19 protein-coding genes and 1 pseudogene are annotated in these 23,637 nt (G+C 64.7%); 10 read left to right on the top strand and 10 right to left on the bottom strand.

What is annotated here, in order from left to right; genetic code table 11:
- Positions 1–55: 55 nt before the first annotated feature.
- From ACNANG_RS17890 to ACNANG_RS17865, 6 genes are all read left to right on the top strand, one after another.
- Positions 56–433: a carboxymuconolactone decarboxylase family protein gene (locus ACNANG_RS17890; RefSeq protein ID WP_179585178.1), complete on the top strand. Its 378-nt coding sequence runs from the start codon at positions 56–58 to the stop codon at positions 431–433.
- Between the two features lie 18 nt (positions 434–451).
- On the top strand, positions 452–1,177 hold the full coding sequence (locus ACNANG_RS17885; RefSeq protein ID WP_420224127.1) for a serine hydrolase domain-containing protein: 726 nt from the start codon (positions 452–454) through the stop codon (positions 1,175–1,177).
- Between the two features lie 578 nt (positions 1,178–1,755).
- On the top strand, positions 1,756–6,960 hold the full coding sequence (locus ACNANG_RS17880; RefSeq protein WP_420224126.1) for an autotransporter outer membrane beta-barrel domain-containing protein: 5,205 nt from the start codon (positions 1,756–1,758) through the stop codon (positions 6,958–6,960).
- A gap of 227 nt (positions 6,961–7,187) precedes the next feature.
- On the top strand, positions 7,188–7,556 hold the full coding sequence (locus tag ACNANG_RS17875) for a DNA-binding protein (RefSeq protein ID WP_420224125.1): 369 nt from the start codon (positions 7,188–7,190) through the stop codon (positions 7,554–7,556).
- Positions 7,553–8,080, top strand: coding sequence for an RES family NAD+ phosphorylase (locus tag ACNANG_RS17870; protein ID WP_420224124.1), 528 nt, complete (start codon positions 7,553–7,555; stop codon positions 8,078–8,080). Before ACNANG_RS17875 ends, ACNANG_RS17870 begins: the two co-directional genes overlap by 4 nt.
- A gap of 111 nt (positions 8,081–8,191) precedes the next feature.
- On the top strand, positions 8,192–9,223 hold the full coding sequence (locus ACNANG_RS17865; protein ID WP_420224123.1) for a Rieske 2Fe-2S domain-containing protein: 1,032 nt from the start codon (positions 8,192–8,194) through the stop codon (positions 9,221–9,223).
- Between the two features lie 51 nt (positions 9,224–9,274).
- On the opposite strand, the pseudogene ACNANG_RS17860 reads toward ACNANG_RS17865, so the two are convergent.
- The 5 genes and pseudogenes from ACNANG_RS17860 to ACNANG_RS17840 all read right to left on the bottom strand — a co-directional run bounded on the left by ACNANG_RS17860 (position 9,275) and on the right by ACNANG_RS17840 (position 13,433).
- Positions 9,275–10,257: pseudogene (locus tag ACNANG_RS17860) on the bottom strand (Bug family tripartite tricarboxylate transporter substrate binding protein).
- A gap of 69 nt (positions 10,258–10,326) precedes the next feature.
- The gene (locus ACNANG_RS17855) at positions 10,327–11,118 is read right to left on the bottom strand and encodes an SDR family oxidoreductase (RefSeq protein ID WP_420224122.1); all 792 of its coding nucleotides are present in this window, start codon (positions 11,116–11,118) and stop codon (positions 10,327–10,329) included.
- Positions 11,119–11,132: 14 nt separating this feature from the next.
- Positions 11,133–12,713: a class I adenylate-forming enzyme family protein gene (locus ACNANG_RS17850; RefSeq protein WP_420224121.1), complete on the bottom strand. Its 1,581-nt coding sequence runs from the start codon at positions 12,711–12,713 to the stop codon at positions 11,133–11,135.
- Entirely contained in the window at positions 12,703–13,161 is a 459-nt protein-coding gene (locus ACNANG_RS17845) for a MaoC family dehydratase (protein WP_420224120.1), read from the bottom strand. Before ACNANG_RS17845 ends, ACNANG_RS17850 begins: the two co-directional genes overlap by 11 nt.
- Positions 13,158–13,433: an FAS1-like dehydratase domain-containing protein gene (locus ACNANG_RS17840; RefSeq protein WP_420224119.1), complete on the bottom strand. Its 276-nt coding sequence runs from the start codon at positions 13,431–13,433 to the stop codon at positions 13,158–13,160. Before ACNANG_RS17840 ends, ACNANG_RS17845 begins: the two co-directional genes overlap by 4 nt.
- Positions 13,434–13,868: 435 nt before the next feature.
- Between ACNANG_RS17840 and ACNANG_RS17835 the strand changes: the two genes are divergently transcribed.
- Complete coding sequence (locus ACNANG_RS17835) at positions 13,869–14,849, top strand: Bug family tripartite tricarboxylate transporter substrate binding protein (RefSeq protein WP_420224118.1); 981 nt, start codon at positions 13,869–13,871, stop codon at positions 14,847–14,849.
- Between the two features lie 49 nt (positions 14,850–14,898).
- A complete protein-coding gene (locus tag ACNANG_RS17830; protein WP_420224117.1) occupies positions 14,899–16,323 on the top strand; it encodes an aldehyde dehydrogenase family protein in 1,425 nt (474 codons plus the stop codon).
- 3 nt (positions 16,324–16,326) lie between these two features.
- On the opposite strand, the gene ACNANG_RS17825 is transcribed toward ACNANG_RS17830, so the two are convergent.
- Genes ACNANG_RS17825 through ACNANG_RS17815 form a run of 3 tightly spaced genes read right to left on the bottom strand, consistent with a single transcriptional unit; the run spans position 16,327 to position 18,718 of the window.
- Positions 16,327–17,121 carry an aldolase gene (locus tag ACNANG_RS17825; protein ID WP_420224116.1) on the bottom strand — a complete coding sequence of 265 codons (795 nt, stop codon included), beginning with the start codon at positions 17,119–17,121 and terminating at the stop codon, positions 16,327–16,329.
- Between the two features lie 7 nt (positions 17,122–17,128).
- The gene (locus tag ACNANG_RS17820) at positions 17,129–17,779 is read right to left on the bottom strand and encodes a glutathione S-transferase family protein (protein WP_420224115.1); all 651 of its coding nucleotides are present in this window, start codon (positions 17,777–17,779) and stop codon (positions 17,129–17,131) included.
- A gap of 12 nt (positions 17,780–17,791) precedes the next feature.
- Entirely contained in the window at positions 17,792–18,718 is a 927-nt protein-coding gene (locus ACNANG_RS17815; protein ID WP_420224114.1) for a Bug family tripartite tricarboxylate transporter substrate binding protein, read from the bottom strand.
- 163 nt (positions 18,719–18,881) lie between these two features.
- Here ACNANG_RS17815 and ACNANG_RS17810 point away from each other — a divergent pair, with 163 nt between their 5' ends.
- On the top strand, positions 18,882–19,445 hold the full coding sequence (locus tag ACNANG_RS17810) for a cupin domain-containing protein (protein WP_420224113.1): 564 nt from the start codon (positions 18,882–18,884) through the stop codon (positions 19,443–19,445).
- A gap of 3 nt (positions 19,446–19,448) precedes the next feature.
- Here ACNANG_RS17810 and ACNANG_RS17805 read toward each other — a convergent pair whose 3' ends face one another.
- Positions 19,449–21,071 (bottom strand): PQQ-dependent sugar dehydrogenase, encoded by a 1,623-nt coding sequence (locus ACNANG_RS17805; protein WP_420224112.1) that lies wholly within the window; start codon positions 21,069–21,071, stop codon positions 19,449–19,451.
- 143 nt (positions 21,072–21,214) lie between these two features.
- Between ACNANG_RS17805 and ACNANG_RS17800 the strand changes: the two genes are divergently transcribed.
- On the top strand, positions 21,215–22,426 hold the full coding sequence (locus tag ACNANG_RS17800; RefSeq protein ID WP_420224111.1) for an MFS transporter: 1,212 nt from the start codon (positions 21,215–21,217) through the stop codon (positions 22,424–22,426).
- 52 nt (positions 22,427–22,478) lie between these two features.
- Here the strand turns inward: ACNANG_RS17800 and ACNANG_RS17795 are convergent, their stop codons facing one another.
- Entirely contained in the window at positions 22,479–23,459 is a 981-nt protein-coding gene (locus tag ACNANG_RS17795; protein ID WP_420224110.1) for a LacI family DNA-binding transcriptional regulator, read from the bottom strand.
- Between the last annotated feature and the right edge of the window lie 178 nt (positions 23,460–23,637).

Below are 23,637 nucleotides of genomic sequence, written 5' to 3'. Positions count from 1 at the left end.
CCAGCCCGGCCGGGCGGCGCGCCACCCTGCCAACACCGACATCAAGGAGATCCCCATGAACGAACCCCTTTTCGAAGATGGCCTGAAAACCCGCCGCGAAGTGCTGGGCTCGGAGTACGTCGACAACTCGCTCAAGAATGCCGGCGAGTTCGACATGCCGATGCAGGAGCTGGTCACCCAGTACTGCTGGGGCGACATCTGGAACCGTCCGGGGCTCGATCGGCGCACGCGCAGCCTGCTGAACCTGGCGATGTTGACCGCGCTCAATCGCCCGCATGAGTTGAAGGTGCACGTGCGGGGCGCGCTGACCAATGGCGTGACCAAGGAAGAGATTACCGAGGTGTTCCTGCAAGCCGCGGTGTACTGCGGCGTGCCGGCTGGCGTCGACAGCTTCCGCACCGCCAAGGAAGTGTTCAAGGACATGGGTGTGTAAGTTGTCATGGCGAACCGTTTGAACGCAGACGCGCTGGCTGCCGCTTTACGGGACACCCCCGGCATACGCGGCTGCGTGGTGCAGCACGCAGGCAGCGTCGTGCTGGAGCACTACCGGCATGACATCGAACCCGATGCACTGCAGCCGCTCAACTCGATCACCAAGAGCGTGCTCGGCGTCCTGATCGGGATCGCCCTGCAGCGGGGCGACATCCAGGACATCGACCAGCCCCTGACCGAGTTGCTGCCGGAAGCCCGGGCCAGCGAACGGCGCGCCCTGCCGCCGATCCGGCTGGGGCATCTGCTGACCATGACGTCGGGGTATGAGTGGGACGAGCGCAACGTGGACGCCTGCCTGCTGCATGCCTGCGACCATTTCGGCGAAGGCGGCCGGCTCGGATATATCGTCGGCCGTCCCCGCGCTCATCCGCCTGGCGCCCGTTTCGAGTACGACTCCCACGCGGCGCACCTTCTGTCCATTGTGCTGACCCGTGCCACGGGGCAGCCGACCCATGCCTATGCCCGGAATCATCTGTTCGACCCGTTAGGAATCGTCGAGAGCGACTGGGAACAGGACGAGGCCGGCGTGGCCATGGGCGGCCGCGGCCTGATGCTGTCGACACGCGACCTGCTGAAGGTCGGGCAACTTATGTTGCAGCAGGGCGAATGGGAGGGCCGGCGTCTGCTTCCGGCTCCTTACGTGCAGGCAAGCACACGGCCCCACGCCGAAGGCGGCCCCCCGTAGGCGATGCGGGCTATGGCTATCTTTGGTGGGTCACCGACGAGGCGCCGAACGACGCCACGTTTTTTGCCTCGGGCTTCGGAGAGCAGTTGCTGCTGGTCAATCCGGCTCGGGAAATCATTGCAGCCTTCACGTCCGACAACACCAAAGCCAACAAACATGTTCGCGAGCTCTGGCGAAGCCATGTCGTCGGATCCGCAACGGAAAGCTGTCGCTAATTGGCGAATATCGCAGCTTTCGCCCTATCGATCCGCACCGGTCGGAGGTTGAATCGCGGATGAGCCCAGTCGCACCAAAGCTGTAGTCCTCTGGTCGAATCCGCGGTTCTCAACTCAACCAGTTTGAAAAAAGGGCGATGAACGCCAGCGCGTCTTTGCAAAAAGACCCGCGTTTTTACACGCGACCGCACGATTCGCGCATTGCAGCATGACAAAACCCTTTCGTGTCATCTCTAGGATGTAGATCGAATCGGTAATTGGCCTGAACCAGGTTAACGCCAATGATGCCAGCCAACCCCGCTGCGTCTCGATGGTGTACGTCAAGCGGAACTCTCAGATCCCGCAGGCTAATCAGGTCCCCAAATGAATCAGCTACACAGAGTCCTCTGGAATACCGCTCGACAGCAATACGTTGTCGCTTCGGAAGTCACCCGTGGCCAAAGCAAGTCTTCTTCTACGTCGCGAGCCAGCGCCGACGCCAGTGTCGGGACCACGCACCGTGTGCTGAGGACAGCCCTGACCGGTCTGACACGAACTCTGGTGGTAGCCGGCGTGTGCGCTCCCGGATTAGTCCTTGCGTCGACCTGCGCCACTGGCACGACCGCAGCGGGTGCGCCGGTGGCCGGCGCGTGCGCGGTGGCGCCCTACAACCCGCCCGCCAGCAACAATGGCGTCGGCAGCGCGGTGGTCAATAACGGCGACACGGTTACCCTGCAAGGCGCGGGCACCTACGGTTCGGGCTGGACGGGCCACTCGCAGGTTCCTGCCAGCACACTGAATGTTGTGTCCGGCAACTTTGCGGCCAACGAACTGGTAACCGGCGCGCAGACCAATGCCGTGGCGCAGCGCAACCCGGCCACGGGCACCAATGTGGTATTCCAGACCTTTGATTCGAAGTCCTTCTTCGACCGGAACAGCAACGACAAGATCTACGACCAATTCACCGACGTCAAGGGTGATCAGTACATCAACGCGTCGCTGGGCAAAGTCGACGCCACCGGCGGCACGCTGAACGTGAACCTGGGGGCCACGCCAGCCGCATCGCCAGCCACCAACCCGATTTTCATGACGTCGAAGCAGACCTATCTGACTTCCGCCGACGGCACCGGCACGGCCAGCAGCGCCGTGGTCTGGAACTCGCGCAATGCCATCAACCTGGGCATCGATCCAGGTCTGCCGACGCCGTTTGCCAACGGCAACCTGCTGGTCGAGATCCCGGTCACGACGTACGCAGGCACCGTGTCCTTCAATGGCGTGAACTACAACGTCACCAACGCGCAGCAACTGGCGGCCTACAACGACGTGCTGGTCGCCGCGGTCGCCAACGGCACCCTGACGTCGCAGCAGGCCTACAACGAGTCGTTCAGCAAGGCGTTCTCGACGCGTCTGGAGCCGGTGGTCTACAAGACCAACACCACGGACGGCGACTTCACGCGTATTCCCAATGGCGACCGCTACGCGGTCCTGGCGCAAGGCACGCGTGGATCGGCGACCATCGCCTCGGGCGCCCAGATCGACATCGAACGCGCCTCGGGCGCGGTCAAGGCCGCCAATGGCGCCACTGTGACGAACAACGGCACGCTGTCAGGCAATGTGGTGCAGCAAGTGGTCCGCGTCGAAAGCGGATCGCGCTTTACCAACAGCGCCACGGGCGTGGTGTCGTCGGGCTATCTGTCGGGCGACAAACTGAATACGGCCACGGCCACCCCCTTCTATTACACCGGCTCGGGCATCACCGCCACGGACGCGGGCTCGACCGTGCAGAACAGCGGCGTGATCAACACCGCCGGCTTTGCGTTCCTGAACAACTCGTCGACCGGCATGTCGCTGGGCAATGGCGCGGCCGGCAATAACAACGGCAACATCAACGTTGGCGTGAATCCGGACTTCGTCACCACCGTCATCGGCGTCGATGTGTATGGCGGCAGCAGTTTCACCAACGCCGCCAACGGCACGATCTATATCGGCCGCGCCGCGCAGTATTCGCTGGCCGATCCGTCGGTGGACGTCAGCACCAATGCACCGTCGTATGGCGTGCGCATCAACAATTTCGGTGACTCCGCCACCAACGCGGGCCGCATCGTCATCGGGTCCAAGTCGCAAAACGCCGTCGCCATGTACTCGACCGCGCCGCAAAGTTCGCTGCTGCTGAATACCGGCACGATCGACATCAACGGCGCGGCCAGCGGCACGCCCCTGGCCAACATCGGCATTCTTGCCGACGACAATGGCGCGGCAGGCACGGGCGCCATCGCCCGCAACGCCGGCACGATCAACGTCAATGGCATCAACGGCGTGGGCATCAAGGTCAACGCCAATCCCGGTTCGCAGGCCAATGCCGAATCCACCGGCGTGATCAACGTCAACGGCAACGCCGATCCGGCCAGCGGCACCCGCAACTTCGGCGTGTGGGTCGATGGCCCGGGCGCGGTGGCGAATGTCAGCGGCGCGATCAACCTGTCGGGCAAGGGCGCCATCGGCGCCTTCGCACAAGACGGCGGCACCATCAATATCGCAGCGGGCGCGGACCCCAAGTTCCTGGCAGGGTCGGACCAGATCGGCTACTTCGCGTCGGGCGCGAATTCCAAGATCAACGTGGCCGCGACCACCATGGCCGTCAACACGGATCGCTCCACCCTGTTCCGTGTGGCGGACGGGGCCAGCTATACCGGCTCGTCGGCCGGCGGCGCACTGAATGTGACGGTGTCGGGCCAGGACGCTCGCGGCGTCGTGGCGACCGGGCTGGGCACCACCCTGTCGACGGGCGCATCGACCTATACGGTGACCGGTGCGACCGGCACGGGCGGTGGCGCGGTGGCGATCTCGACCGAAGGCGGCGCGACCGGCACGATCGATGCCGGCACGACCATCAACCTGAACGCACCCGGCTCGATCGCCGGTGTCGTCAATGGCCAGCAGCGCGACCTGACCGGCGCCGTCGTCGGCAATGTGCTCACCACCACCCTGACCAACAACGCGGCCATCCAGTCGTCCACGGCCAACACCACCGGCTTCGTGGCCAGCAATGGCGGCGTGCTGTCCAACACCAACACCGTGGCCCTGAACGGCGCCCGGTCGACCGGCGTGATCGTCGGACCGCAAGGCACCGTGCGCAACTCGGGCACCATCACCGTGGCGAACGGCAATGGCGCGCTGGTCCAGGGCGCTGCGGCCAGCCTGATCAACGACGGCACGATCCAGGCCAATGACGGCATGGCCGCCGTGCACCTGACGGGCACCGGCGCATCGGTGGCCTTTGCCGGCACCGGCCTGATCACCGCAGGCGGCACCGCCAACGGCATCCTGATCGACAGCACCGCCATTGGCGGCGCGGTCACCGGCACGGCCGGCCGTATCGTCACCAACGGTTCGGGCGCGGCCCTGAACAACCAGGCTGCCGGCGCAAGCATCGACCTGACCAACACCACGGTCACCGCCAACGGCACGGGCGCGGCTGGCATCGGTTCCTTCGGCGTCAATGGCGACATCGACGTCCGGGGCGGCGCGGTCACGGCCAACGGAACCAACGGGATCGGCATCTACGTTGGCGGCCGCGGCACGCTCAACACCACCAACACGGCCATCGCCACCACCGGCGCCGGTTCGCGCGGCGTCGTGATCGACAGCGGCGCCGTCGGCATCATCAACGGTGGGACGATTTCCGCTGGCGGCGCGAACTCCACCGCGCTGTATGTGATGGGACCGACGGGCTCGGCCACCGTCACCGGCGCGGCCCTGACCAGCACGCTTGGCGCAGGCGCCACGTCCAATGCCGGCGGCACCTTCACGCTGAATGGTTCGACCGTCAGTGGCGGCAGCAGCGCCATCGCCATCACCGACACCACCATGAGCAGCGACCTGTCGACGGTCAACGTCAATGGCGGTTCGCTGGCAGCGACGGCCGGCAGCACGATCGACGTCAACGGCGCCCGCGCCGCGATTGCCATCGCCAACAACGCCTCGTTGACATCGTCAACCGGTACGCTGCTGAACCTGCGCAATGCCTCCCGCGCCACTGTCAACGTGGACAACACCCGCCTGGTGGGCAACCTGCTGGGTGATGCGACCAGCACCGGCGCGGTCACCCTGCGCAATGGCAGTGCCCTGACGGGTTACGTCGATACCATGGGCCTCGCAATCGACGGCACCAGCGCCTGGAACGTGACCGCCAATTCGCGGCTGACGTCTCTGAACAATGCCGGTTCGATCACCTTCGTCGCACCCACCGGCCCCGCCACGGCCGCCGGCAGCTACAAGACCATCACCACCAATAGCTACGCCGGCACCAATGGCACGCTGGCGATCAACACCTTCCTGGGCGCCGACAATTCGCCGACCGACAAGGTCGTGATCGCGGGCGGCACGGCCACCGGCACCACCGCCCTGCGCGTCAACAACACTGGCGGACTGGGTGACAAGACGACCGGCGACGGTATCAATGTCGTTGCGGTGACCGGTGGAGGCACGACGGCCGCCAACGCGTTCCGCCTGACCGGCGGCCCGCTGCTGGCCGGCGCGTACGAGTACCAGCTGTATCGAGGCGGCGCCGCCAGCGCCGACAACTACTACCTGCGCTCGACCCTGGGCGATGGGTCGGACAGCTACCGTCCTGCCGTGCCTGGCTACACGCTGACTCCGGCGTTGAACCTGGACCAGGGCTTTGCGATCCTGGGCCGTCTGCACGAACGTGTGGGTGACATCGCCAGCACCGAAGCCAACCAGAAAACCAACAAGCATGGCGTCTGGGGCCGCATCGTCGGCTCGAACCTGCGCGCCGACTCGGGCCGCTTCCGCGCCAACCAGGACACCTTCTTCGCGCAATTCGGCAAGGACTTCACCTTGTCGCAGGACCCCGAAGGCGGCAGCACGCACGCTGGCGCAACGGTCACCCTGGGGGCCGCGGATGCGCGCTTCCGCGACGAGTTCCGCAGCCTGAACTCGACGCTGGGCAACGACACCGGCAAGGTGAATACGCAGATGCAAAGCGTCGGCGGCTACTTCACCAAGTACCTGAAGGATCGCAGCTACTCCGACACGGTGGCGCAAGTCACGCACTACCGCAACAAGTACGGCGACATCTACGGCACGGGTGCGACCCAGAACGGCTGGGGCCTGGCGCTGTCGCAAGAAGTCGGCAAGCCCTTCCCGATTGCCAATGGTGCCTTCTCGATCGAGCCGCAGGCTCAGTTGGTCTACCAGCACCTGAACCTGGGCGACTTCAACGACGGCACGTCAAACGTGTCGGGCACGACTGACAACGCCGTCCGCGGCCGTCTGGGCGTGCGCCTGTTCAAGCCGACCCTGGAAGACACCGCACGCACCGGCAGCGCCACGCCGTATGTGACCGTGGACGTCCTGCACGACTTCGTGCAGGCCCGCCGCGTCAACGTCGGCGCCACCAGCATCCGCCCTGACCTGGGCCGGACCTGGGGCGAGCTGGGTGTGGGCGTCAGCTCGAGCAACACCACTGGCGCCCAGTTGTACGCCGTGGCCAAGGTACAGAAGAACATCGGTGGCGAAGACCGCCGCGGGGTGTTCGGGCAGTTGGGCTACCGCTACAGCTGGTAAGCAGCAGAATGCGTCGCGCGCCATGAGGGGCGCGGCGTGATGACGGGGCATTGCAAGGGGTTCCTTGCGATGCCCCGTTTTCATTTGTGACGCGCCTCGGTGTCACACTGATGGGGTACCGAAGCGGCATGTTGCCCAATCAACCTTCATTTGGCTGCTTCAACCCTTACTTGTCGAGTGCCGGATATGTGCATAAAATGTGCATTAACTCATCGCAAGGTACTGACATGGCCGCCGTTTTTGAAGAAGTCCTAGAGTCGACCCGGGAGCCAGGGACGTCGCGATTTTCAGCAACAAGCGTGGCGAACGTTCTCGACATGCCCCATCAAGAACTCGCCGCGTTGGCAGGTGTCCATCGCAACACATTACGCACGCACCCCGAATCGCCAAAGCTGCAGTTGGCACTGCGCGATCTGATGCGTCTTTTGTCTGCCGCTGCCGAACTGCAGAATGACACGGAGCGGGCCATCTTCTTGATCAAAAACGAACCCATCCCGGCTTTCCGTCACAAGACGCTGTTGCAACTGGTCCAGGAAGGCCGCGTTGAGGACGCCATCGCCTATCTTGATTCGATCAGCGCAGGGTTCTCGGGATGATTCTTTGCGACCTGCCAGCAGGTACGACTCTGTTCAGGGCGCACACACCCCGGTGGGCAAGCCGGCCCCGCAGTGGGGCAGGCGCGGCGGTGCGCGGGGGCCGATTCAATCGAGAAGGCGTTGCGGCGCTCTATCTGTCGCTGGAGGAACTGACCGCTTTACGGGAGTATCAACAGACTTCGCCATTCTTGCCTCCCTGCACCATGTGCTCTTACAGCGTCTCGCTGCACCGCCTGGTTGATTTGCGGCAATTCAAGGCTGGTGAGCCTTGGGACGAACTGTGGCAGGACTGGCGCGAAGACTGGCGCCATTTGAAATTCGATCTGCACATCGAACCCCCCACCTGGGTGTTGGCAGACATGGTGATGGCAAGCGGCCACAGTGGCATTGTGTTCCCCAGTCAGGTCAACGCCGGTGGGACGAACGTTGTGGTCTACATTGACCGGCTTGCCGATGGTCAATTTGTTGTGGTCAACGATCCCGACAACCGGCTTCCGAAAGACCAGGCAAGCTGGGACCGCTAGGTCCCCCGTCATGGCATTTCCGTTATGGACTCTATGACGGCGCACGCCGCATACCTGGGGCGCGCTCCCTTATAGACTGGCGGCATCTGGCCAGTCTTCCAAGGAACCGTCATGCTCGTCACCCAACAACCCGTCCTGCGACGCTTCTGGTACGCCGTCATGCCGATCGGCCTGCTGGACGACGGGCCCAAGCCGTTCACTCTGCTCGGCGAAAACATCGTCATCTGGAAATCGAGCACCGGCGAGCTGTCCTGTTTGAAGGACCGGTGCTGCCATCGCACCGCCAAGCTGTCGCTGGGATTCGTTGAGAATGACAACATCGTGTGCGGCTATCACGGCTGGACCTTTGACGGCACTGGCGCCTGCGTGCGCATTCCGCAACGGCCGGGCGAACCCATCTCGGCCAAGACCTGCGTGCCATCCTATCGCGTGGCTGAAAAGTACGGCTATGTGTGGGTGGCGCTGGACGAACCACTGACCGACATTCCGCACATTGCGGCGCATGATCGCCCCGGCTTCCGGCTGGTGCCCGAGTTCTACGAATCCTGGAAGATCGGCGCGCTGCGCCTGATGGAAAATTCGTTCGACTGGGCGCACGTGGCCTATGTGCACCGCGGCACCTTCGGCAGCGAGTCGCGCCCCGAAGTGGACAATCGCGAGGTGGTGACCAACGACTACGGCTTCGTGACCACCACCGCGCTTCCCGTGGTGGTGAGTGAAGACGCGCAAAAGGCGGTCGGCACCACCGACACCGAAAGCGTGCGCCACATCGAGGCGACCTGGTTCATGCCCTTCGCCCGCAGCCTGGCGATTCGTTATCCCCATGGGCTGGAGCAGACGCTGATCACCTGTGCGACGCCCATGGACGACGACACCTGCATGATCTGCCAATGGGTGTATCGCAACGACACCGAGGAACAGGTCAGCGCATCCGAGGTGATCGCCTTCGACCGCGCGGTGACGGCGGAAGACAAGCTGATCCTGGAAAGCTGCGATGCGGACGTGCCCTTGTCGACGCAGGACGGCGAAGAAATGCATATGCCGTCCGACCGCCCTGGCATCGTGATGCGCCGCATGCTGGGCAGGCTGCTGAAAGAGCATGGCCAGAGCGAGCAGCGGCGCCAGGAAAGCAGGGTTGCCTGAGGGCAGGCGCGGCAGGCAGGTGCTGGCCGCGCCTGCCTTCCGCGCTCCGGCCTAGGGCGTGACCTCGATCTTCGCTTCTTTCACGACTGCCTTCCACTTGTTGAGGTCGTCAACCAGATAGGTCTTGAAGAAGGCGCCGTCGCGCACCCGGGTCTCGAAGTACAGGCTGTCCAGCTTGGCCTTGACGTCAGGCGCGTTCATCGCATCGGTCACCGCGGTCTGCAGCCGGGCCACCACGTCAGGGGGCGTACCCGCAGGCGCCAGCAGGCCGAACCAGACCTCGGCATCAAAGTTCTTGAAGCCGGCCTCGGCCATGGTCTGTACGCGTTGATCGCCAGAAAAACGCGCCGATGACGCCACCGCCAGAATCCGGATCTGCCCGGACTGTGCATACGGCATCAGGTTGCTGATCGCATTGAACATGATCGGCACCTGTCCGCTGATGCCATCGACGACCGCCAGGCTGCATCCCTTGTAGGCGATGTGCACCAGGGAATACCGGCCTGGTTCTTCAGCATCTCGCCGGCCAGGTGCTGCGCGGTGCCCGCCCCGCACGACGAGTATCCAAAGGTCTTGGACGGAGACGCTTTGACGATCTTGACGAGGTCAGCCACGGTATTGGCCGGGATCGATGGGTGCACGGCCAGCGCGATCGGGATGGCGCCGAGCAGCGCGATGGGTGCGAAGTCTCGCTCGGCGTCGTAGGGCACGGGCTGCGTCGCGGGGTTGGTCACCAGCACGTTGTTGCCAAGGAGCAGCGTATGTCCATCCGGTTTCGCGCGCGCCACGAACGACGCACCGATATTGCCGGCAGCGCCCGCCCGGTTTTCGACAATGACCGGCTTGCCCAAGGTGGCCGACAGCTTGGGCGCGATCAGGCGCGCAACCAGGTCGGAGGTGCCGCCTGCGGCGAACGGGCTGACGATCGAAATCGGGCGGGTCGGGTAATCGGTCTGGGCAAAGGCCGCGGAAGAAAGGGCGCCTGCGCATAGCGCGGCGCCCAGCCAGGTCCGGAAGGCACGGCGAACGGTCATGGGGTCTCCTGATATCGTTTTTTTGTCAGTACACCCCCAATCATTGCGCCGTGCGCGGGCCTGGACTACCTAGGACAAACGCGGCGTCGGCCGCTTCTGGGTCTGGAATTCACCCAGGTAATTGCTGTTGAGCGTCGGGCTCATCAGTATCTCGTTGATGCAGACGCGGGGCGGCAGGCCACAGACATAGCGCGTCATGTCGGCCACGTCTTGTGGCTTGAGCATGGCCGCCCGCACCTCGGCGGTGGGCGGCGGCACACGCTTGTTGAGCAGCGGCGTATCGATGCCGGCAGGCGAGATCGACGTGGCCCGGATACCATGCACGCACTCTTCCATATTGATGGTTTCGGTCAGCGCCAGCACGGCGCGTTTGGTCGACGCGTACGATGGCCCTGCAAAGTAGGCGGCGTAGCGGCCCGTCCACGACGAAATGTTGACGATGACACCGTCCCCGCGTTCACGCATGCCCTTCAACGCGGCCTGGCAGGTGTAGAAGGTGCCCGACAGATTGACGTCCACCGTGTTCTTCCACTCCTCCAGGGACAGGTCCTTGAAGTGCCGCCTGGTGGGGTTGACCCCGGCCGAATTGACCAGGATGTCGACGTGTCCGAGCCGATCATTCAGCGCGTCGGCCGCGGCGTAAATGTTGTCGGGCTGGCTGATGTCCAGCGCCAGCGCTTCGGCCTGTCCGGGGGTGCCGGTCTGCGCGGTGGCCTGGGCCAACGCATCGGCGTTCCGGCCAGACAGCACCACGTACGCGCCCGCGCGCACCAGTTCCTGCGCGATGGCCAGGCCAACCGCGCCATAGGCTCCGTGCACCCAGGCGACCTTGCCTGCCAATTCCGTTGTCGATGCGTTCATGTCTGTCGTCTCCGTCATTTCCAATAGGCCTGACGCAATTCGCGTTTCAGCACTTTGCCCAGGGCCGATCGAGGCAGTTCGTCGCGGTATTCCACCGCCGACAACCGCTGCGTCTTGCCGACCTGCGCGTTGACCCACGCCAGCAGTTCACTCGCGGGCGTCGTGCTGCCTGCCACCGGAACCACCAACGCGAGCGGCGTCTCGCCCCATTGCGCGCTGGAAATGCCGATCACGGTCGACTCCTGCACGTCGGGGTGCGCCGCCAGCACCGACTCCAGATCGGCGGCGTAGATGTTGAAGCCGCCGGAAATGATCATGTCCTTCTTGCGGTCGAGCAGGATCAGGAAGCCGTCGTCGTCGAAGCGGCCGATGTCGCCGGTCCGGTGGAACACCCGGCCGGTTTCGTCGCGCCAGTAGAAGGCTTCGGTGGCGTCGGGACGCTTGTAGTACCCCGCCATCATGTAAGGCGAGTGCCCCACGATTTCGCCGGCCTCCCCTTGCGGCAGCACCTTGCCCGAGTCATCGATGATGCGGACGTCATGATCCGCCGCGGGTTTGCCCACGGTGCCCAGCTTGCCGGGATAGACATCGGCATCCAGCACGCAGGAACATCCGCCTTCGGTCAGCCCATAGATCTCGCGCAGGCCGCCCGGCCAGGCTTGCTGGATCCGTGCCTTCAATCCCGCGTCGAGCGGCGCACCGGTGCACTGCTTCAACACAAATGCCGACAGGTCGGTAGAGGCGAATGCGGGGCAGTCCAGGATGCGCTGGTATTGCACGGGCACGAGCATGGTGTGCGTGGCGCGGTGTCGCTCGCACAGCGCCAGGTAGGCATCCGCCTTGAACTTGGGCATGACGACCGTCGTGCCGCCTGCAGCCAGCGTGGCCAGCATGGGCTGCAGAGTCGTGTTCGAGTAGATGGGCGTGGCCAGGATCATGACGCTGTCCGCGCCCAACCCGAAGCTCGGGCGGCGCGCCTGCCGTGACCGCATGCCGTGCCGATGCAGGATGCCTTTCGGTTCCCCGGTCGTGCCAGAACTGTAGACCAGGTTGAAATCCTGGTCGGGGGACAATGCCGCGAGTTGGGCCGCCATGGCTCGCGTGTCGCCCGACGTCATCCAGTCGTTCCAGGTCTGCCAGCCTGCCTGGCCGAAACCGATCGCGACGAGCCGGCCGGCGAACATGGCCTCGATCTCGGGCATGATGTCGGCCAGCACGGGGACCATGTCGGCGCTGACCACCAGCACTGCTGCATCGGCATTGCGCAACATGCCCAGCAGCGCGGCCGGGGTGGCGGACGTCGCCAGCGGCACCGTGCAGGCGCCGGCGGCGATCACGCCAAAGAAGGTCGTCAGCGCCTCGAGCGATATCGTGGTGATGAAAGCCACCTTGTCACCGGCTTGGACGCCCATCGCCCGGCAGGCAGCCGTCACGCGGGGCAAGGCGTCGGCTAGCTCGGCCCAGCGGGTTTCCCTCCCGTCGCACACAAATGCCGAACGGTCGGGTGTCGCCGCGGCATGCCGCCGGATCAGGTCCGGGAAGGACACGAAATCGGCCCCGCTTCCCGTTGCCGAAGTCAACGAATCAGTTGTCATACACCACCATCAGGAATTCGGCGACGAGCGCGGGCCGGCTTTTGCCTTCGATTTCAATGACACATTCGGACGTGATTTTCATGCCGTTGTCGACCGGATCGGCTGCCGTGATCGACTGGCGCAGGCGGATGCGGGAATCGACCTGCACCGGGCTGACATAGCGGATCCGGTTCGACCCATAGTTCAGGCCATGGCCCCGATGCACGATCCGATAGACGCTGCGCACCAGAAAGGGAATCAGCGACAGCGTGAAAAATCCGTGCGCGATCGTCTTGCCATCGGGCATGCCGGTGCGCGCGCGTTCCGGATCGACATGGATCCAGAGATCGTCACCGGTCAGCTTTGCGAAGGCGTCGATGTGGTCCTGGGTGATCTGGAACCAGTCGCTGACCCCGATTTCCTTGCCTACCCAGGCAGCCATGTCGGCAGGGCGGTCGACCTCGATCATGCCGCGCTCCCGGCAATGCCGGTCTGGCGGGCGGGCACCCGACCCAGCGTGTAGAGCGTCATCACGACGTCGCCATCCTGGTTGCGCACCTGCACCCGCGTCCGGATCATGCCCCGGTCGGGCCGGGTCCGCGACCGCGTGACCTCGACGACTTCCCGTTCGACCGTCAGGGTGTCGCCGGGGCGCACGGGTTTCTGCCAGCGCAGTTCGTCAATGCCCATGCCGACCACCGGCGTCTTGCCGTACCCGCCGGACTGGACGAACATCCGCATCGAGAATGCGGCGATCTGCCACCCGCTGGCGACCAGCCCGCCAAAGGCCCTGCCGCCGCGGCGACCGGGTCAGTGTGCATCGGCTGGGGATCGTTGGCCAACCCGTAGGCAATCATTTCAGCTTCGCCGATGACGGTCGGCGCGCTCGTCCAGCGTTCACCGATCTCGAAATCTTCCAGAAAGCGTGCGGGGCGGTCGCCGCCAGCGTGTGGGTCCACAAAGGTCTCCTGACAGGTTGTTTTTTCCAGCATGCGCCGCCGGCGGGCACCGCACAACGCCGGTGACGGCGCTTTCCGCAGGGTGAAAGGCAAAGCGCGCCGACCGCCCTTGCGCCAAGCGCCGTCTGTTTCACGGCGCGAAAAGTGCGAAAACAGAAAGACGCTGGCACTTCAACTTTGAGCACACTCAAAAAACACAAAACCTCCGGAGACCACCATGACCTTCCTGCCTCTGCGCCGCACCATCGTCTGCGCCCTCGGCGCCCTGTTTGCGTTTCACGGCGCTGCACATGCCCAGAGCGACTGGCCCAACAAGACCGTCCGCATCGTGGCGTCGTTCGCCCCGGGCGGCAGTTCCGACCTGGTTGCCCGGCAGATTGCCCAGCACCTCAGCACCCGTTACGGCCAGCAGTTCGTCGTGGAAAACCGCGCCGGAGCGGGCGGCAACATTGGCGTCGACTTCGTCACCAAGGCGGCGCCGGACGGCTACATCCTGGGCCTGGCGACATCGGGCCCGCTGGCGAACAACAAGTGGCTGTACAAGCCGATGCCCTTCGACGCCGAAAAGGACCTGACACCCATTGCGCTGATCGGCGAGATCCCGCTGGTAATGGCCGTCAATCCCTCGGTGCAGGCCAGTTCGCTGAAGGATCTGGTGGCGCTGAGCAAGACGCGCGGCAACGCCATGACCGTGTCCAACCCCGGCAACGGAACCATCGGTCATCTGGCTGTCGAGTACCTGCGGATGCACACCGGCGCCAAGCTGCAGTCGGTGCCGTACAAGGGTGACGCGCCGGCCATGGCGGACGCGATCGGCGGCACGGTCGACGCCGTGACAGCGCCCGTGACCTCGCTGATCCCTAACATCCAGGCCAACCGACTGAAGGCGCTTGCCGTCACGTCCAAGAACCGCTTCGTGGGCATGCCCGACGTTCCGACCGCCGCCGAACAAGGTCTCGACCTGGAAGCCACCGTGTGGAGCGCCATGGTCGGTCCGGCCGGCCTGCCGAAGGCCATCGTCGATTCCCTGAACAAGGAGATCAACGCCTACACCCGATCGGCGGAAGGCAAGGCCAAGCTGGCGTCATTGGGCATGGCGCCGCTGGCGGGCACCCCGGCCCAACTGAGCCAACAGATGAGCAGCGAAGCAGCAAAGTGGAAGGTCGTTGTCGAATCAGCTCGCATCACGGTCGACTGACGCCCCGCACTGCACGTCATTTCCCCACCACCGCCTTGAGCACGCCACCATGGATCAACTGAAGTTCTACATCGACGGCGCCTGGGTCGACCCGGCCGTTCCGGCAACCCTGGACGTCATCAACCCCGCCACCGAAACCGCGTTCGCGCGCATTAGTGTCGGATCGAAGCAGGACGTGGATCGCGCGGTGGACGCCGCCCGCCGCGCCTTCGAAAGTTATGCCGAAACCAGCGTCGAGGAACGCCTGGGCTACCTGCGCCGCATCATCGACGGCTTCCGTGCACGCCTGCCGGAACTGGCCCGCATGATGACGCTGGAGATGGGCGCTCCGATCACGTTTTCGACCGAGCGGCAGGCGACCGTCGCCCTCTTCCACTTCGAAGAAGCGCTGCGTGTGCTGGCGGAATTTCCGTTTGAAGAAAAGATGGGCAGCGGCATCCTGCGGCGTGAACCCATTGGCGTCTGCGGCCTGATCACGCCGTGGAACTGGCCCCTGAACCAGGTTGCCTCCAAAGTGGCGCCCGCCATCGCCACGGGCTGTACCGTCGTGCTCAAGCCCAGCGAAATCGCACCGCTCAGCGCCATGCTTTTTGCGGAGATCGTGCACGAGGCCGGCCTGCCGGCAGGCGTCTTCAACCTGGTGAACGGCGATGGTCCGACGGTTGGCGAAGCCATCGCGGCGCATCCTGGCATCGACATGGTGTCCTTTACTGGATCCACCGGCGCCGGCATTCGCGTGGCGAAACTGGCTGCGGACACGGTCAAGCGCGTGGCGCAGGAACTGGGCGGCAAGTCCGCCAACATCCTGATGCCCGACGTGGATGTCCGGGCGGCGGTGATCGCCGGGGTCCATGCCTGCAACACCAACGCGGGCCAGAACTGCCAGTCGCCGACGCGCATGCTGATCCCGCGCGCCCACCGCGACGCGGCGTTCGATGCGGCGCGCGACGCCATTGCCGCCATCCGGTTGGGCGACCCGCTCTCCCCCGCGTCCACCATGGGACCGCTGGTCAGCCAGGCGCAATACGACAAGGTGCAGGCCTTGATCCAGGCAGGCATCGACGACGGGGCCACGCTGGTAGTCGGAGGCCTGGGGCGGCCAGAAGGACTGGAACACGGCTACTACGTCCGCCCGACCGTGTTCGGCGATGTGACGCCGCAAATGCGCATTGCGCGTGAAGAAATCTTCGGTCCGGTCCTGTCCATCCTTTGCTACGACACCGAGGACGAAGCCGTTGCGATCGCCAACGACACGCCTTTCGGACTTGCCGGATTCGTTCAGTGCGCGGACCTCCAGCGGGCTCGCAAGGTTGCCAGCCGCATTCGTGCCGGCCGGGTGTATCTCAATGGCGCGCCCTTCGACCGCAGCCTGCCCTTCGGCGGCTACAAGCAGTCAGGCAATGGCCGTGAATTCGGCGTGTTCGGCTTTGAGGAATACCTGGAGGTCAAAGCCATTGTCGGATATCCGATCTGATCCTTACCGCAGGCAGTCCGCGTTGCGCGCGTCCTTGAGCGACCGCCGCGCGTAGTATTCGAACGCGATGGTGTTGCGCTTCGGGCGCAGCACCCAGTCGTGCGCTTCGCGGCCCAGGGCGGGATCGATAGGCTGGATCTCGCCCACGTTCATTGCCAGCAATTGCATCCGCGCCGCGCGTTCGAACGCGATGGCCAGCACGCACGCTTCTTCCACTGTCGAGCCAGCGATCAACAGCCCGTGATGGGAAAGCAGCAAGGCATGCTTGTCGCCCAGGGCGGCCGAAATGAACTCGCCTTCTTCGTTGCCTACCGGAATGCCGGGCCATTTGCCGACGAATGCGACGTCGTCGTACAGCACGCAGTTGTCCATGTGCGAAATGATCAGCGGCTGTTCCAGCATGCCCAGCGCCGCGGCGTAGACGGCGTGCGTGTGGATGATGCAGTTCACATCGGGGCGGGCGCGGTAGACCCATGAGTGGAAACGGTTGGCCGGATTCGGGATGCCGTCGCCTTCGAGCACGTTCAGGTCTTCGTCGACCAGCAACAGGTTGCTGTCCGCAATTTCATCGAAGCCAAGGCCCAGTTGCTGCGTGAAGAACTGCCCCGGCGTGCCGGTGCGCGCCGTGATCTGTCCCGCCAGGCCGGAGTCATGCCCGTTGTCGAACAGAATGCGGCACGTCAGCGCCAGCTTCTGCCGCAGTGTGTAGCGGCTGTCCTGGAATTGCTTGTCGAGCTGAGTCGTGGACTCGGCCACCAGCGTTGCCTTGTCGAGCTCGAAGGTATCGGTTCGGTTCATGATGTCCCTAAGGTTGTTCTTGTGTGGAGAGATTGCGCTCGGGCTGGCCCGGAAACAGTGCCTGATAACGAGGCAGGCTTTCGATGCGCTTCAGCCAGGCCTGGACCGCCGGGTAATCGTTCAGTGCGATGCCGCCCATAGGCGCCATGCAGGTGTAGGGATAGAGCGCCACGTCGGCAATGCTGGGATGATCCCGCGTCGCCACCCAACCATCCTGGCCTTGCCGCGCAAGCTGGGTGTCAAGCACGGACAGCGCGGCGCGGGCTGCCCTGGCATGGGCGATGCACAGGGCGTCCTGCGGATCGCCGCCCGGGTGCAAGGCCAGGATCAGGCGTAATTGTGCCAGTGGTTTCATGTGGCGATCCTGCTCGAATGAGAGCCAGGTCAGCACCGATGATTGCCCGGGCAGGGTATCCGGCCACCATCGGGTGCCCTGCGCCAGATAGTGGAGGATCGCAAGCGATTCGGCCAGATGGGAACCATCGGGCAACTGCAGTACTGGCACGTGGCGCAGCGGCGCGACCGCCAGGAAGGACGGCTTGGCCAGGTCACCGCGATCGATGGACAGCGTGCGGCGTTCGATCGGCACGCCGGCCAGGCTGGCCATCAGCCTGACCTTCCACGCGTTGCCCGATCGCAGGGTGTCATAGAGCAGCATGGCGATTGCGCCTCAGTCGAGCCGCGTGCCCGCGGTCTGGATGACCTTGGTCCACTTCGTGGTTTCGCTGGCCACGTGCTGCCGGTAGGCGGCCACGCCCGTCGGCAAGGTCTCGATGCCCATGTCGGTCAGCCTCGCCCTGAGTTCCGGCCGCTGCAGCGCCGTTGCCAACGCCTTGTTGAGGACGTCAACGACCGCGTCTGGCGTGCCCTTCGGCGCCACTAGCGCATTCCACGATCCGATCTGGAACTGGGGCAGGCCCTGCTCGACGCTTGTCTTGACGTTGGGGGCGGCCGGGCTGCGCTCGGCGGCGGCAATGGCAAGAATCTTGAGCCGCTGAGCCTTGGCTTGGGGATCGATCACCGGAAGCGCATCGATGACGATGTTGACTTGCCCGCCCACCGCCGCGTTGACCGCTTCGGCGCCGCTCTTGAACGGTACGTGCACAATGTCGGTCTGCGTGGCCAGCTTGAACAGCTCGATGCCAAGGTGGGGCGAGCTGCCGTTGCCAGCCGACCCAAAGTTCAGGCGGCCCGGGTTGGCCTTGGCGTAGCGCACCAGGCCCTGCAGATCGTCGACCTTGTCGATGCCGTTGATGGCGATCACGTAGGGCGAGTTGCTGACCAGCGACACGGGCGTCATGGCAGCCGGGTCGTAGCTCAGCTTGCTGTAGAGCATCTTGTTGACGACCTGTGTGCCGACCGTACCCAGCAACAGCGTATAGCCATCCGGCTTGGCGCCCACCAGCGCCTGGGCGGCGATGGACCCGCCCGCGCCGGGCCGGTTGTCGATGATGACCTGTTGCGACAAGGCCTCGCCCAGGTACTGCCCGATCATGCGGCCGGCCACGTCGGTAATGCCGCCGGCGCCAAACGGAATGATCAGCCGTATGGGCTTGTCGGGATAATTGGCGTCCGCCGCCGCCGCGGTTTGCACCACGGCCGTTGCGGTGCTACATAAGGCGATGAGAACTGCTGCAAGACAGCGCTTGGTGAGCGTCATACCTATCCCCGGTGACGGAGCGGCCGCGAGCCAGCTCCAACTTCGATCAACGTTCGGAACCCGTGTTTAGTGTAGGACACAAGTGTCATTTAGGAAATAGATGTCTTTGAAATTGAAGTTGTTGCGTGTGCAGGCGGGCTTGACGCTGGAAGAGCTTGCCCAGCAGACAGCGCTGACACGCAGCTATGTATCGAAGCTGGAACGCGGCGTATCGACGCCGTCGATCGGCGCCGCGCTGCGGATCGCCAAGGTACTGGGCGTCAAGGTCGAGGCGTTGTTTTCCGAGTCGAACGAAGACGATCCGGTCGTGATCAACCGGGCGCCACCTGCGTCATCGGCGGCGTCGCCCCCCGGCACGGCCCGCTCGCCGCGGCTGGTATCGGGCACCTTGCCCGGCCACAAGATGGTCGCCTTCGTCGTGAATCCGACCGACGAGCCGGCCCGCAACCATCCCATGAGCCACCATCAGGGGGAAGAGATCCTGTACGTGCTGAAGGGCAGCATCACCTTGCAGCTGGCGCGGCGCACCGAGACGCTCAAGGCGGGCGACAGCGTGCACTTCAACTCGAGCATCCCGCACAAGATCACGTCGGTCGGCAAGGTGCCGGCATCGGTGCTGCTGGTGATCGCCGAAGCCGCCGAAGCCGCCGAAGAAAAAGATTGACGATCAGGGAAGCGCGGAAGCAGATGGCGGCACCAACCGCAGCAGCCTGGCATCGGTGCCATCGGTCAACACATAGACCGACCCGTCGGGCGCGACCTTGACGTCACGCATGCGCAGCTTCAGGTCCGCCAGCAGGAGTTCCTGCCCGACGATCCTGCCTTCCCGGCGAATCACCCGGCGTACCGAACGTTCCTTCAGGGCCGGCACCAGCAAATCGCCCCGCCACGCCGGGAACAGCGCGCCGTTGTAGACCGCCAGCCCCGCCGGCGCGATGGACGGCGTCCATTCCAGCTGGGCATCCAGGTAGCCATCAAGGCGACGGAACGGCGAGACGCGGGGAAAGGGATAGTCGATGCCGCCTGTCACGACAGGCCACCCATAGTTGCCACCCGCAACGATCCGGTTGATTTCGTCACCACCGCGCGGACCGTGTTCCGAGATGAGCAGATCGCCGGTGGCGGGGTCGACCGCGATGCCCTGCGCATTGCGATGCCCCAGACTGTAGAGTTCGGGCAGTGCGCCCGGCACATGCACGAAAGGATTGTCGGCAGGCGCATGCCCTTCCCTGTCGATCCTGATGACCGTGCCCAGATGGTCGTGGGTGGACTGCGCCGCTTCGCGCTGCAGGTTGCCGTCGCCCACCGTCAACGCCAGCGTGCGGTCGGGAAGAAACGCCATACGGCCGCCGTTGTTGCCGGCCCGAGTCTTGAGCGTGCCGTTGAACAGGATGCGTACGTCCCGGATCCGATCGCCGTCCAGGGTGGCGCGGATCAATCGTGTGCCATTCGCCCCGGCCGCGCCATAGCTCATGGTCAGGTACAGCCATCGGTTCTGGTCGAAATCCGGATCGGGCATGACTTCCATCAGCCCTGCCGTGCCCCCTTCGTGGAAGCCCGCGGGCATGCCATCGAGCGCGATATCGGACAAAGCGCCGTGGCTGCCCACGACACGAAGACGTCCCCGCATCTCGGTCACCAGCGTGCGGCCATCGGGCAGGAACGCCACGGACCACGGCCGTTCCAGGCCCGTCGCCACCGTCTGCACCCGATACGTTGCCGGATCGGCATGAGCGGGCGGGACACCTCGGGGCGGGGCCATGATGATGAACGCCAGTATCGGCACCAGCAGGATTGCCGCCATCATGGCGAGCGTGCCCGCGCGCCCTTGGCCTTTGCCGATGCGGTCCTGGCGTCTGGCCAGGACGGCTGCATACACCAGCCCGCCGACGACGCCCGTGAAGGACATCGACACGAAGCCGGGCAGCCGGCGGGTTGCGGATAGCGGCGGCATCGGGATGACCGACGCCATCAGCCAGAAGGCCACGGCCATGCCGCACAGGCCGGCCAGCATCAACACGCCCCGGCGCCACCTTGCATGCACCACGCGGCCGACAACATGCGCGACCGCGAAGGCCGGCAGCAAGGCCGCGGCGGCGATGCCCGCCATGACCGGACCGAATCGCGCCAGGTCTTCGGCCGTGGTCAGGCCCCGTAACGCCGGCGTGACCGGCGCCCCGAAGGCCAGCAGGGACGCAAGGTTGAACTGCGTCTGCACGATGCTGGCCAGGGCGCCGGTGACGACGGCGGCCAGAATGAACGCCAGGGCGCGCGGCAACACATGATTCATCGACTGAGGGTCTCCGGAGCACGAACGGGCGATGCGGCAGACAGGTAACATGCCGCTTTCGCTTTGGGTGCAGTGTACTGAGTGTCGATCCTCAGTACACTGCGCGGACCCAAGACCGCCCCCGTCGTCCATCCTCAGGCCTCATGAAACGCAACGCTCCTGCCTGGCTCGTGCCCGTGGCAGCCATCTTCGCCCTTCAGACCATCGCGGCTTTCCTGTCGCGCCTCATCCCCATCATCGTCCCCGCCATCTCCGCCGAATTTGGATGGAGCGGCAGTTCCATCGGCTACCTGACCGCCGGCAACGCACTGGGCGGCCTCGTCATGCTCGTTGCCGGCGCCGCCCTGCTGCGGCGGCTGGGCGGCACGCGCACGCTGCAATTGACCTTGATCCTTGGCGCGGCCTGCATGGCCTTGTTCGTGTACCCCAGCGTGCATGTGGCGCTGGCTGCCTGCATTGCCATGGGCATGAGCAACGGCGCCGCCAACCCCGCCGGCAGCGAAGTGCTTCAGCGGTATTCGCCGCCCGGCAAGCGCAATCTGATGTTTTCGATCAAACAGGCCGGCGTGCCGCTGGGCGGCATCCTGGCAGGTCTCCTGATCCCTGGCATCATCGCTATCGCCGGCTGGCGCATTGCCCTGTGCGCGTGTGCCGTCATCGTGCTGCTGCCCACCGCGCTGACGTGGCGGCTAAGCGAAACCATCGACGAGAGGCGGCCAGGCATACCCGGCCGCGCATGGTATGCGATGAGCCTGCAATCGCTGCGCGCGCTTGCCGTGCCCCTGGCATCGCTCGGCCACAACCGGGGTCTGCTCAACATTTCCATTGTCGGCAGCCTGTTTGCCGTCGCGCAAAGCTGCTGGTTCGCCTTCACCGTCATCTATCTCGTTGACAGTCTCCACTTTTCGCTGAGCCTGGCCGGCGCGATCTTCGCGGTGATGCAGTTGGGCGGAGTGCTCGGGCGGATCGCCTTGGGCTGGATTTCGGATCGCCTGCAATCGGCCACCGCCACCCTCTCGCTGGCGGCCGTCTTTTCGGCAGGGACGACCGCGCTTCTTGGTTTCATCCAGCCTGACTGGCCGCTCTGGACGATCGTTCTGCTGGCCTTCGTGGCAGGCTGCACCGCCGCCAGCTGGAACGGCGTGCAGATTGCGGAAGTGGCGCGGCGCTCGCCGCCCGACCTCGTATCGGAAACGGCTGCGGGCTCGTCGATCCTGGTAACCCTGGTCAACATCATTGCGCCGTCCGCGTTTGCGATTGCGATCACGGCCAGCGGTCGATATGACCTGGCGTTCCTGTGCGCGGGGGTGTGCTCGTTGCTGGTGCTGGTGTTCCTGCCGCGCGACGGCCGTTAACGGGCTGCCATCGGCGGCACACGCGCCGCCTGCGAGCAACGGCGCATGACGGTCAGATACTGCCGCGCAAGACGATCTCGTAGGGCACGTGCCGTACTCGGTCATCGACCTGGCCAGTCTCGATCTTCTGTACCAGCAGTTCCCCGGCAGCGCGGCCAATGCCCGCGCCGTTGGTCTTGACCGACGTGAGTCCGGGCGGGACTTCGGCGGCGATCTGGTAGTCCCCATAGCCCGCAACGGCAAACCGGCCAGGCACTTTCCACCCGCGACGCGCGCATTCGAACAGCGCACCGGCGGCCACCACATCGGTCACGCAACACAGCGCCTGCAGGCGTCGTTCCTTCTTCAGCAAGGCGTCGATCGCCAGGCGCCCGCCGGCAAACCCCTCGGATTCGGCGGACAGATGGATCAGATCCGCGCGCAAGCCGGCCTCTTCCATTGCCCTCTGGAAGCCGTGTTGCCGCTGCAGATAGCGTTGGCTATTGGGCAGATTGTGTCCCGCCCAGCCAATGTGGCGCAGCCCTTTGTCGATCACCATGCGGGCCATGTCATAGGCAGCGTCAGACAGGGAAAAGCCGACGGCCATGTCGATGCTGGGCGCGCTCGACAACCACGTCTCGACCACGGGAACGCCGGACGGCTGAATCAGCCGGATCGTTTCGTCGGTATGCTCGCCACCGGTCAGCACGATGCCTGCCGGGCGCCGCCCGAGAATGCCGCGGATCGCCTGCGTCTCACGCTGGGGATCTTCGGCCACCGCCAACAGCAATTCGAACCGCTGCGACGCGAGGTAATCACTCAAGCCCTCCAGCGTCCTTGCAAAACTCGAGTTGCTCAGGGATGGCACGACTGCCGTGATCGTGCGGTTCCGACCCGAGGCCAGGCTGCTGGCGATCAGATTGGGCACATACCCTAGCGCGGCCGCCGTGGCGAGCACCTTCTCACGGGTTTCCGCGTGGACCTTGTGCGGATGCTTGTAGCAGTTGGAGACGGTCATCGGCGAAACACCGGCAGCCGCTGCGACGTCAGCCATCGTGGACTTCATAGGCTCATTCTCATCCAGGCCCCTGCCTGTCAGGTGCGCAAGCATAACCCGCGGGTCATCGCTCGATCGCCGGATGGCCCCACTACAAATGCTTGTGCGGACAAAATTGTAGCGCTACAATTTTTGCTGAGCTGACTGTGTTTGTCCCCATTAACGGCGTTCTGAA

The sequence above is a fragment of the Pigmentiphaga litoralis genome (assembly GCF_048632615.1).
GTDB lineage: Bacteria > Pseudomonadota > Gammaproteobacteria > Burkholderiales > Burkholderiaceae_B > Pigmentiphaga > Pigmentiphaga litoralis_B.
The sequence above is the reverse complement of the archived record's forward strand: the minus strand, read 5'-3'. Positions and strand labels throughout refer to the sequence as shown.